Source organism: Streptomyces sp. NPDC025793, assembly GCF_055558375.1.
Map to the genome: position 1 here is coordinate 1 of NZ_JBVHMR010000100.1, position 11,292 is coordinate 11,292.

Annotated in this window: 9 protein-coding genes and 1 pseudogene; 6 read left to right on the forward strand and 4 right to left on the reverse strand. The window is 69.7% G+C overall.

The window, feature by feature from the left end; all coding sequences use genetic code 11:
- Positions 1-90: 90 nt before the first annotated feature.
- Both ACZ4MF_RS47930 and ACZ4MF_RS47935 read right to left on the reverse strand, forming a co-directional pair.
- Positions 91-501: an EF-hand domain-containing protein gene (locus ACZ4MF_RS47930; protein WP_467500639.1), complete on the reverse strand. Its 411-nt coding sequence runs from the start codon at positions 499-501 to the stop codon at positions 91-93.
- A gap of 1,392 nt (positions 502-1,893) precedes the next feature.
- Entirely contained in the window at positions 1,894-2,775 is an 882-nt protein-coding gene (locus ACZ4MF_RS47935; RefSeq protein WP_467500641.1) for an SDR family oxidoreductase, read from the reverse strand.
- A gap of 89 nt (positions 2,776-2,864) precedes the next feature.
- On the opposite strand from ACZ4MF_RS47935, the gene ACZ4MF_RS47940 reads away from it, so the two are divergent.
- A complete protein-coding gene (locus tag ACZ4MF_RS47940) occupies positions 2,865-3,443 on the forward strand; it encodes a TetR/AcrR family transcriptional regulator (protein WP_467500643.1) in 579 nt (192 codons plus the stop codon).
- A gap of 544 nt (positions 3,444-3,987) precedes the next feature.
- Here ACZ4MF_RS47940 and ACZ4MF_RS47945 read toward each other — a convergent pair.
- A complete protein-coding gene (locus tag ACZ4MF_RS47945) occupies positions 3,988-4,530 on the reverse strand; it encodes a TetR/AcrR family transcriptional regulator (protein WP_467500645.1) in 543 nt (180 codons plus the stop codon).
- A gap of 76 nt (positions 4,531-4,606) precedes the next feature.
- Here ACZ4MF_RS47945 and ACZ4MF_RS47950 point away from each other — a divergent pair, with 76 nt between their 5' ends.
- Genes ACZ4MF_RS47950 through ACZ4MF_RS47960 form a run of 3 tightly spaced genes read left to right on the forward strand, consistent with a single transcriptional unit; the run spans position 4,607 to position 7,402 of the window.
- The gene (locus ACZ4MF_RS47950; protein ID WP_467500647.1) at positions 4,607-5,656 is read left to right on the forward strand and encodes an aldo/keto reductase; all 1,050 of its coding nucleotides are present in this window, start codon (positions 4,607-4,609) and stop codon (positions 5,654-5,656) included.
- Positions 5,653-6,369 (forward strand): DUF998 domain-containing protein, encoded by a 717-nt coding sequence (locus ACZ4MF_RS47955; RefSeq protein ID WP_467500649.1) that lies wholly within the window; start codon positions 5,653-5,655, stop codon positions 6,367-6,369. Before ACZ4MF_RS47950 ends, ACZ4MF_RS47955 begins: the two co-directional genes overlap by 4 nt.
- A gap of 10 nt (positions 6,370-6,379) precedes the next feature.
- Positions 6,380-7,402, forward strand: coding sequence for an SDR family oxidoreductase (locus tag ACZ4MF_RS47960; RefSeq protein WP_467500651.1), 1,023 nt, complete (start codon positions 6,380-6,382; stop codon positions 7,400-7,402).
- Between the two features lie 371 nt (positions 7,403-7,773).
- Here ACZ4MF_RS47960 and ACZ4MF_RS47965 read toward each other — a convergent pair whose 3' ends face one another.
- Complete coding sequence (locus ACZ4MF_RS47965) at positions 7,774-8,286, reverse strand: GNAT family N-acetyltransferase (RefSeq protein ID WP_467500652.1); 513 nt, start codon at positions 8,284-8,286, stop codon at positions 7,774-7,776.
- A 251-nt stretch (positions 8,287-8,537) separates the two neighbouring features.
- On the opposite strand from ACZ4MF_RS47965, the pseudogene ACZ4MF_RS47970 reads away from it, so the two are divergent.
- A pseudogene (locus ACZ4MF_RS47970) lies at positions 8,538-8,678 on the forward strand (IS630 family transposase); the annotation flags it as partial.
- A 549-nt stretch (positions 8,679-9,227) separates the two neighbouring features.
- Positions 9,228-11,177, forward strand: a complete 1,950-nt coding sequence (locus ACZ4MF_RS47975) for a hypothetical protein (protein WP_467500654.1) — start codon at positions 9,228-9,230, stop codon at positions 11,175-11,177.
- Positions 11,178-11,292 lie beyond the last annotated feature (115 nt).

Sequence of the window (11,292 nt, forward strand, 5' to 3'; positions counted from 1 at the left end):
GATCACCCCGGGTCATCTCGCCTGTCTACCGCCCCGGCCAGGCCGGGACAGCAAAACAGCCAAACCCTTGATCTCAACTCGGCACACTCCCTAGGTACACGGCCTCGCCCGTCGGTGAGGCGTCGCCGACGACGTAGCCGCGGATCGACGCCAGGTATTCGTCACGCGCCCCACCCAGCCGTCGCCGTCGGCATCCAGTGCGTCGAAGGCGGCGGCAGCGTTTCCGGGCGCGTTGTTCAGCGCAGTGCGCAGGACCGTGAATTCAGCGCTGTCCAGGGCGCCGTCCCCGTCGGCGTCGGCGAGGTCGAACAGTGAGCCCAGAGCGAACCGGCAGATGCTGTCGAACTTGTCGGCGCCGACCCATGCGTCGTACTCCTCGAAGGTCAGCTTCCCGTCGCCGTTCGCGTCCATCGCGCCCCACGCCTTGTGGGCTTCCCCGCGGGCGGCGACGACGAGCGGGTCGCCCTCCGAGCGTCCCGTGGCCTGGACCGCCCGGTCCACCCTGGAGCGTGCGCCGAGATGACCCCGTCACCGTCCGCGTCCATCATGGCGAAGATACGCCCTCGCGCGACGGTGGCGGCTGCGGGGCTGGTACGGCTCACTGAAGATCTCCTCCTGCTCATTTCCTGCTCGACTGAGACTCGTCCGGCGCTTGCTACCCGCCGTGTTCCAGCGTTCATGCGACCGCAGCCGGCCGTACGGAGTCCGACGGGAGTGCAGGCGCCTCTGACCGCGCACGGCTCGGGCGCGCGCGGGTCATGCGCTTCGAGACGCCAGGTCATGGGATGCGCCCCTGGGTAAGCCAGAGGCCGTTGATGAGAGCAGGACGTACTGGAGGAAACATGTTCGGTAGGCGTGGCGTCGCAGTGGCCCTGGGGTCTGTGATGCTGACGGGATCGTCGTTGGTGTGGGCGCCGGCCGGTCAGGCCACGACGGGAGAGGAGGGGAGCGTCGGATGCATCGGGCATAGTGAGAGCCGGTATGACCCGCCGCTCACGCTCCTGGCCCGGCCGACCCATGTTCACGCGGACATCACGTACACCTGCGGTGCCCACGGGCATACCGTCCCCGCCACCGGCTCCTTCAACTCGGACGTACCGGCTGCTTCCTGTGTCGCCGTGTCTGGCGGAAGTGGGACGGAATCCGTCCGGTACGCCGACGGCGGCACGTCTCTGATCGTCTACGACAGCGCCACGACCCTCCGCGTCGCAGGAGTCCTGGTCGTGATCCAGCGGGGCCGGGTCAGCGAGGGACGTGGTCATGGGCATCCCGTACAGCGGACCATCACCGGGCTGCCCCGCGAACTACCCACGGAATGCCTCGCATCCGGCCTGCAAGGAGGCGGTAACGAGGTTCAGCTGGAGATTGAGCCGTAAGCGGCGGTAGCCGTCTGAGGCGGTCTCCCGGGTGCGCACCGACCCGGCGCGGGCAAGGCCGCGGGCACTGGACCGGCAGTGGTACGACGGCGCGCGCCACCACGCGGCCGCCGGTCCTTCGGTGCGCAGCCTGAGCCGTCCGGTTGGTCGACCGGCCGCGGCTCGGCCGGGACGCTCGGTGTGCATACATGCCGGGCGATCTGCGCGGCGGGGCTGAGATTGGTCCAGCGGACGTCGTCGGCGGACCGGTAGAAGTCCAGCCCGCCACCGTGCGCGTGCATGATCGGGAGCAAGAACTCGGGCAACCCCCTCGGCGTCCCACACCTGCTTGCCGTCGGCGTGCGCGGCGACCCGGCACCGCCGACGACAATCAGCCGCGGTGCCTTCCCGCCGAGCCGGCGCACGCCCGCTCGACCACACGTTCCCGGCCCTCATCGCCCGCACGCTCTCCGACTGCACCGTCCACGAGCCAGGACAGCGAGCATGCGTTGCTCGCGCCGCCTTCCGTCGAAGCCTGTCAGGGCTGAATGTTTTCCAGGTCCTCAAGGAGGCCGGAGCGCGTCGGCTGCCACCCGAGGGCGTCGCGGGTGCGGGCGCTGGACGCCGGCTGGTCCATGGCGAAGATCGGGCCGAACGGGCCGAAGCTTTCCTGCGGAACTTTTTCGACCGGCAGGCCCAGGCGCCGGCCGATGACTGTCGCGATGTCCCGCACCGTGTCGCCCTCGTCAGCCACGGCGTGCCAGGACGTCCCCGCCGGTGCGGACTCAAGGACCAGACGGAACAGGACCGCTGCGTCGAGCGCGTGCACCGCCGGCCAACGCTGGGTGCCGTCGCCCGGGTAACCGGACACCCCAGTACGGCGCGCTGCATCGACCAACAGTCCGGCGAATCCGCCCCGCCCCTCGTTGTGGACCGTGCGCGGCATGCGGACAGCCATGCTGCGCAGACCGTGCGAGGCGAGATCCAGCAGTGCTGTGACCGAACGGCCTCGACCGCCCACCGGTCCGTCGGTCGGCAGCGGATCGGTCTCGGTGGAGGCGCGTCCCGGCACCCAGGGCGTGCCCGAGACCGTGACGATCGGGCGGTCGCTCCCGATGAGTTCCTGCCCCAGCGCGGCGAGAGCGGCGCTCTCCTCGGCGATGGCCTGCGCAAGCGCATCCGGACTGCTGTAGTCGCGTCCGAACGCCAGACTGATCACTCCGTCGCACTGCGCGGCGCCGGACCGCAGGACGTCGAGGTCCGCCAGATCTCCTCGCAGCACCTTGGCACCCGCGCTCTCCAGGGCCTGCGCCGAGCCGTCCGAGCGAGCCAGCGCGAGAACGGTGTGGCCGTTGCCGAGCAGTTCGGCGACGACGGCGGAGCCGATGGTGCCGGTACCGCCCGTGATGAAGACGTGCATGAGCCCTCCCCGAAAGTGACGGGACTCTTGTCCCATCACCGACCCTACACCGGTGACGGGACCAGAGTGCCATCACTTATGCTGGTCTCATGGCCAGATGGCAACCAGGAGCGCCCCAGCGACTCGTCGTCGCTGCCGTCGACCTGTTCACCGAGCAGGGGTACGACGCCACCACGGTGACGCAGATCGCCGAGCGCGCCGGCGTCACCAAGAGCACCTTCTTCCGGTACTTCTCCGACAAGCGCGAGCTGCTGGTCGCCGGCCAGGAGACGCTCAGCAGGCTGCTCGCCGACGGCATCACCGAAGCACCTGCCGACGCCAGCCCGCTTCAGGCGGTGGCGGCCGGTCTTGAGCGCGCCTCGAGCGCCATGGGGCCGGCGAACCGCGAACTCGGCCCCCGCATCAAAGCCGCCGTCGCAGCCAGCACCGAACTTCAGGAGCGCGACGCCCTCAAGAGCGTCGGTCTCGCAGCCGCCATGACAGCCGCGCTCATCGCCCGCGGTGTCTCCGACCCGACTGCGCATCTCGCGGGTGAGCTGGGAGTCCTCGCGTTCAAGCAGGGCTACGCCAAGTGGTCCGAAAGCGGTCGCGATGACGCAGAAGAGCTCGCGCCTCATACCCTGGCAGCCCTGGAGGACCTGCGCGCGGCAGCCGCGTCGCTGGGCTGATCGCTGCCACCTGATGGTTCCCCATCCGGGCCCTGCCGGCGCCGTGAGCGCCCCACCCTGTGCCGCGTCACATATGCACGGTGGCTCTCTTCACTCTCGTGAGCAGAGCCTGGCACGGGCCCTGTCAAGTTGCTGATGGAGCAGGCGAGTTGAGGTGCGCTGGGGGGGTGGTCGGGTGGTGGGGGTGGCCGCCGTCAGATGGTCGCGGCCAGGAGGGTGGTGCCGGTGCTCTGGTGCCAGATGGTGTGGCGGTTGGTCATCTCGGTGCGGCAGGCAGGGAGCGGCGACCTCCGTCCTGCTCGCCGCCTCACCGCTCCTCGACGGCCTGGATGGCCGCGACGCCGTCGACCGCCGCACCGGCACCTTGCACGGCGTCGCCCGCTACGCCGCCGACCCGGACAACGCCGGGCGCCTGCGGGACCTGTCGCGGGAACTCCTCGCACAGGCCCGCTGAGTACCTCTGCCGGACACGACCGCCTGCCACCGTCAGCACGCGGTCGTCACCCGGTCTCCGGCCGGTCTTCGACCGATCTCCGACCGGTCCTCAGCGCTGCGGCTGTGCGCGCAGCCCGTCGAGGATGAGCGCGAGCATGCGGGGAGCGCGGTCCTCGGGGACGGCGGCGGCACGCCAGAGCGCGCCGGTGAGCTGGAGGAAGTCACCGGGGTCCGCGTCCGCGCGGATGCTCCCGTCCTCCTTGCCGGCGTCGAGGAGCTCGGTGATGGCGGTGATGACCGGGCCGTAGCTCTGTTCGCTCATCGCCTGGTGCGCGCTGGGGCTGAGAGCCTCGCCCAGGCCGTGCTTCCTGCGCATGGCCTCGACCAGGTCGACCGTCCAGGCGCGCAGCGCCTCCAGGGGCGGCATCCGGGCGAGCAGGTCGGGCACGGTGCCGGTGATGCGGGAGACCTCGTCCTGATACACGGCCAGGACCAGCGCCTCGCGGGTGGGGAAGTTGCGGTACAGCGTGCCCGGGCCGACGCCGGCGCGCTGGGCGATCTGGTTCATCGACGTGCCGCCGTCCTCGCCCAGCGCCTCGCGGGCGGCAGCGAGGATGCGCGCCCTGTTCTCACGGGCGTCGGATCGGACCACGAGATCTCCCCTTGCTAAGTGGAGAACTCTCCACTACGTTATTCGGAGAGCTCTCCACTTACTTTAGAGGGGCACCATGCACTACATCAAGCTCGGCACCACCGGCCTGGACGTGTCACCGATCGCCATCGGCGCCATGACCTACGGCGAACCCGACCGCGGGCACCCCGTCTGGTCGAAGGGCGAGGAGGAGGCCCGCCCGCTCATCAAGCACGCCCTGGAGGCGGGCATCAACTTCTTCGACACCGCGAACTTGTACTCCAACGGCTCCAGCGAGGAGATCCTCGGCCGCGCACTGAAGGACTACGCCGACCGCGACGCCGTGGTCATCGCCACGAAACTGCGTCACCCGATGCGCCCGGGCCCGAACGGACGCGGACTGTCACGCAAGGCGATCATGACCGAGGTCGACCACTCCCTGCGCCGCCTCGGCACGGACTACATCGACCTCTACCAGATCCATCGCAACGACCACTCCACCCCCTGGGAGGAGACACTCCAGGCCCTCAGCGACCTCGTGCAGGGGGGCAAGGTCCGCTACCTCGGCGCCTCCTCCATGCACGCCTGGGAATTCGCCAAGGCCCTCCACCTGCAGAAGCAGCACGGCTGGGCGCGGTTCGTGTCGATGCAGAACCACTACAACCTCCTCGCCCGCGAAGAGGAACGGGAGATGATTCCGCTGTGCCTGGACGAAGGCGTCGGCACCCTCATCTGGTCCCCCCTGGCCCGCGGCCGCCTGGCCCGGGCCTGGGATGACGCCCGCTCCACCCAACGCTCCGAAACCGACGCGGCCTACGCCGATCTGCTCTACTCACCCGCGCAGGAAGCGTCCAACAAGGCGATCATCGACGCGGTCGGCCAGGTGGCGGACGCGCACGGCGCGAGCCGCTCCCAGATCGCGCTCGCCTGGCTGCGCCGCCAGCCGGTGGTCACCGCGCCCCTGGTCGGCGCCGGCTTCATCCGCCAGATCGACCAGGCCGTGGCCTCCCTCGACATCGACCTCACCGACGACGAGGTGCGCGCCCTGGAAGCCCCGTACACCCCGCGCTACGACTGGCAGGGCGTCTCCGACGAAGCCGAGCTGGAGGCCATCCGCCGGCGCATCCCCGGAATGGCCCTGTCATGAACCCCATCGTCCGCTCCGGCCCGGCCGCCCGCGCCGGGGGCCTCCTCATCCTGCTCGGCCCGCTCGTGTCCTGGCTGGCCGAGTTCGTCACCGCCGCCGCATGGCAGGACCCGCCGTATTCGCCCTTCCACCACTGGGTCAGTCACCTCGGCCTGACCGGCCCGCCCCAGACCGCGTTCGGGCAAGTCGCCAACTCACCCCTCGGCGCCGTCATGAACACCGGCTGGGTGGTCTACGGCATCCTCCTGGCCGTCGGCGCGTTCCTCGTGTTCGACCCGCGCAAGGGCGTCCGCCCGACCATCATCGTGATACTCGCCGTCTTGGCCGGCGCCGGAGTCGGCCTCGTCGGCATCTTCCAAGGCTCCAACGCCAACGTCGACAACGGCCTGATCGCCCTCCACACGCTCGGCGCGCAGACCGTCATGCTCGCCGGCAACGTCATGGCGATCGCCGTCGGAGCCAACGGCGCACGCATCGGCCTCAGCCGACGCCGCTCGACCCTGAGCATCGCCCTGGGCACCGCGGGCCTGATCGCCTTCCCGCTCTTCATGGCCGACGCCCTCACCGGCTGGATGTGGGACATCGGCCTGCTCGAACGCGCCGTCATCTACCCGATCATGATCAGCCACACCCTCCTCGCCAGCAGCATCGCCGCCCGACGACTGCCCGTGACACCCCCACCCACCCCCCTTCCCACCCACGCCACCAGCTGAGGAGACACCCATGACACCCGTACTGGTCACCGGAGGGACCGGATTCATCGGAAGCTGGTGCATCCTCGCCCTGCTCGACACCGGCCACACGGTCCGCACCACCGTCCGCGACCTACGGCGCGAACCGGCCTTGCGCTCCCGGCTGCACGAGGCCGCCGTCTTCGACGACGACCGGCTCACCGTCGTACGCGCCGACCTCCAGCACTCCGACGGCTGGGACGGCGCCGTAGCCGACTGTGAGCACGTCCTCCACGTCGCTTCACCCACCCTGCGTCACACCCCCGCAAGCGACGTCGACCTGGTCGTCCCGGCCCGCGAAGGGGTCCTGCGCGTCCTGCGCGCCGCCCGTGACGCAGGCGTCCGCCGTACCGTGCTGACCAGCGCCTTCGGCGCCGTCGGCATCGGACATCCCCCACGCTCCACCCCGTTCACCGAGGAGGACTGGACCGACATCGACGCCGATATCCCGCCCTACCAGCGTTCCAAGACCCTCGCCGAGCGTGCCGCCTGGCGGTTCATCCGGGAGGAAGGCGGCGGTATGGAACTGACCGCCGTACATCCCGTGGGCGTCTTCGGCCCCCTCCTCGGCCCCGACGACCCGCCCTCCCTGCGCCTGGTCCGCAGGATGCTGGAGGGACGCGTCCCCGCCTGCCCGCCCTTCGGCATGGGCTACGTCGACGTCCGCGACGTCGCCGACCTGCACATGCGCGCCATGACCGACCCCGCGGCCGCCGGCGAACGCTTCCTCGCCGTCGCGGGCCACAGCCTGCGCGTCGTCGACATCGCCCGCATCCTGCACGACCGCCTGGGCGAACGCGCCGCCAAGGCCCCGACCCGCGAACTGCCCGTCTGGCTCACCCGGGCCCTGGCCACCGTCAACCCCGAACTGCGCCTGCTCAAGCACCAGCTGGGCCGCGACCTCGACGCGACCGGTGCGAAGGCGGAGAAGCTCCTCGGCTGGAAGGCGCGTCCGATCGAGGACACGATCGCGGACACCGCCGAAAGCCTGCTCGCCCACGGCATCGGCGCATGACCTCGTCGGCTGCCTCATCACACAGAACGGTCTCGACGCCAAGCGGCGCAGTTGGCCCTGAGCCGGGCCCGCAAAGTGTTGGCGACGCTTGCCTGTTCGTGGTGCGACGCCATGAACTGACCGATAAATCGTGGGCAGCGATCGACCCGTTGCTGGCCCTGCCTCGGATGGGCAGGCCAGTGCGAGACCCCCGTGGCGGCGTGAGGGCCGCGTGATGAACAAGCGCGCGACGGCGCACCCAGTGAAGGCGCAGCCGTGTCGAACACGGTGGAGTCGTTGACATTGCCCGGCGTGAACCACGACAGTCAGGGGCAGACCGCGCCCATCCACCGCGAAATGGACCTTGGTGAAACCGCTTTTGTTAGAGCCAGTTACTCCAGCTCCTCCGCCAACAGGTCCATCAGCAGCCCGTCGTGCCAGCTGCCGTCCGGGCCGCGCTCGTACTGCCGCATGATGCCCACCGGGCGGAAGCCGACCTTGCGGTAGCACCGGATGGCGGCGGCATTGTCGGCGGCCGGGTCGATCACCAGTCGGCGGTATCCGTGATCATCGATCAGATGGCGTGCCAGGACGCGGACGGCGTCAGTGCCAAGACCGCGCCCGTGCTCCGCCGGGTCGAGATAGATGTCGATGTTGGCATGTCGGTAGTCCGGCTCGTCCTCGGCGCCCCACTGGATAGCGCCGACCACTCTGCCGCCGTGCTCGACCGCGAAGGTCCGGGCCCCGGGATCTTCGAGGTCCTCGGCCACCGCGGCCGTCAGGTCGTCGCCGCCCCGCCAGCGCGTGTACACCTCAGGCGTGGTCCGGATCGCGGCCAGAGCCGGGATATCGGCCACCGTCGCCGGGCGAAGCGTCACCAGGGCTCCGTGCAGGACCGTCCGCATGCCACTGATCATCCCCGACTTCGGATCCACTCATGCAGGGCGGCGGCATCACGCGGCACCCGCCTGACTGGCTGGCGGGTTGTGCCGGTCTGGCTACCGACCGCGCAGGAAACGCCTCGGAGCGCTGCGCAGGGCTCGCTGTCGCGGCTCGGGAGCTGCGATGTCTGGGGCGGGGGCCAGCTCTGGTGGTGTGTAGGAAAGGTAGGGGAGAGGGCGGGACCGCGGGCATGGCCGGTTGCGTGGCCGGTGCGGCCGATCTGGCTGCCCGCACCCTGAGCGAGTTGGAGACTCTGCTCCGCGGTCGGCTCAAGGCGCTGCAGTACCGGCATGGCATCCTCGGCGGATTCCTCGCCGGGACGGGCCTCGCTCTCGATAGACGCGACGGACCCTGATACGCCGAAGTCAGTAACGGCCCGCTCTCTCCTGCGCCGCGAGCCGCCGGCCGCCCTCGTCGGCTCCCACCCCCCGCGGCCGGATGTAGCGGGAGGGCCGGCCTACGGCCATGGTGAGCAGCTCGTCGACCCGCTGATCGCGTCACCGGCGCTGCGTAACCGCGGTGCCTCCCAGTCGATCCCCATGGATCCTTCACGGGCTGATGCACAACCATGGCCAAACCATGGGGATGGTCACAGTCGAGTTGGGGCCCTTGTTTGTTTCGTCGCGATTTATCTGGTGGCTTGTCATGTGCAGGTCGGCATAGGAATGTGCGGCGGCGTCGAACGCATGTCGCAGTCACCTACGAGTCGCTGCCGGTGGGTGCGAGCGGCGCGAGAGGACCAACACCCGTGTCTGGGAAGAACTTAAGAAGGATCCTGCTCTGCTCCGAGAGACCCGGAGGGCAGAGCCAGAAGGGAAACGTCTTGCCTGGTACGTCCAGAAGAAAGTTCATCCTTCGCCGGATAACCGTCGGCACCGCGGCGCTACTGCTCCTGGGATCCGGGGTGGCGACCGCGGCCGACGGCGGCGGCGGCTTCGACCGCAACCTGAATCCGAACGCCGCACCGTCGACCCGACCGGCCGCCGGGCCCGCGATGAAAGCCGTCGCCGCGGCGTCCCGGCCGGTGTCGGGCAAGAACCCCTCGGCCGGGCCGGGCGCGAAGGACAGCTCCGGTGTCTGGCAGGTCACCACTCCCAGGGTCAAGCTGAGCAACACCGTGACCGACGCCGACGGCAGCACGGCCAACCTCACCTTCGAGGTCTGGACCGTCGACTCCTCGGGGAACGCCAAGACCCAGGTGAAGATCAGCGACAACCAGTACGGGGTCCTGGTGTCCGACTTCGTCAAGTCCGGCTCCACCGCGTCCGTGACCGTGGGCCCCGGAAGGCTGAAACCGAACGTCGACTACGTCTTCCACACCTCCGCCTACGCCAAGGACAGCGGCCTGTACGAGACGGCGTGGTCGCCCTGGGCCCGATTCCGCGTCTCGATGCCCGTCGATCTGACCCTGCCCAACCCCAATGCCTCGGCGCAGAACCCGGATCAGTCGGCCCAGCCGTACACGGATACGATGGCGCCGCCCTCTCCGTGGAAGACCACGGCCGGCCCGAGCCGTGGCCGCTCCGCCGCCCCCGGGACGTTCGGGACCCGCTGCACCACCTCCTCGGGCGGAGTGAAGGTTTGCGGCAAGGCCGAGCCCTACAACGGCCGTAACTTCACCCTCCACCGCCACGCCGGCGCGCAGGCGACGGCCGCCGCACAGTCGTCCCTGGTCAGTGGCTGCGACCCGGCCAACCCGCGGACGGGGCTGTGGACCACGCGCTTCGAGGAGTGCTCGTCGTTCACCATGGCCTGGGAGGCGTCCCTCAACGGCTCCCCCGTGGGCACCGCGAAGGCGCTGGTGGTCAACGAGCGTCAACTCGACCCGAAGTCGGGGAACATCACCGAGCGGATCAACGTCACCGACGTGGACGTTCCGGCAACCATCCCCGCGTTCACCCTGGACGCTCCGACGATCGACTGCGAGCCCTCCGGCAACTGCGGCGTCCAGAACGTCAGCGGCTGGACGGGCGTGGCCGCATGGGTGCCCGGCGACCACCACAGCGTGGCCGCGGACGCCTCCTACCTCTGGGGGCCAACCCTGACCGGGCCGAACACCACGAATCCGCAAGTGATGAAGCTCGGTGTCGCGGTCGCACTGCAGGGCAACCCGAAGATCCCGGGCCAGACGGTGCAGACGACCCCCGCGGTCTTCATGGACGTCGCGGGCGGCGACCTGGAGAACGGCGGAGCTTCCGACCAGATCCGATGCGACAACACCAAGATCATCAACAAGGTGCCGACGATCGGCTGCGTCTTCCACAACTACGTGCCGACCTACACCTTCAACGCGGCGAAGTACCCGCAGGCCTCGTCGCACGCCTGGCTGATCCAGCACAAGCTGGCCAACCACCCCGGCAGCAAGGCAGACAGCAAGCCGCTGTACTTCCTGCCCGACGGTGACATCAGCGGCAACCGGACGGTGATCTGCCCCACCGGATGGGCGGCGGCCAACGGCGACACCAGCGCCCTCAACGGCACGACGGACAAGGAGCTGAACTGCGACGAGTTCGCGTTCAACGCCACCTACAACAGCGGCGGGATGCCCTCGCTCGCGGGTGGCTTGAACCCGGTCAGCAGCGGGGACGCCTGTGTGCAGACCCTTGCGAGCAAGCAGGACGGCACCGTGCACCTGTTCAACATCGACGGCCTCGTGCCGACGTGGAAAGAGGTCTGCGGACGGTCCGCGATCTCCGGGAACGACAACAGCGGTTCGATGGCCGGCTTCGCAGCCTTCAACGCGAACCAGCGACTCCTGGACCGTGACCCGTACTGGCTGAACACGAACATGCGCGCGACGTGCTCCGCCGACAGCACGACCGTGAAGTGCACCATGACCGCGAACAACCAGTAGCACCACCCCGCTCACAGGGGGCGGCGCCCCCAGCGGGGGGGGGGCCCCCGCAGCTACCGGTTCACCCCCGCGCGGGCCGGGGCCCGGCGGGCCGCCCCCCCCCCGCCAGAACCCG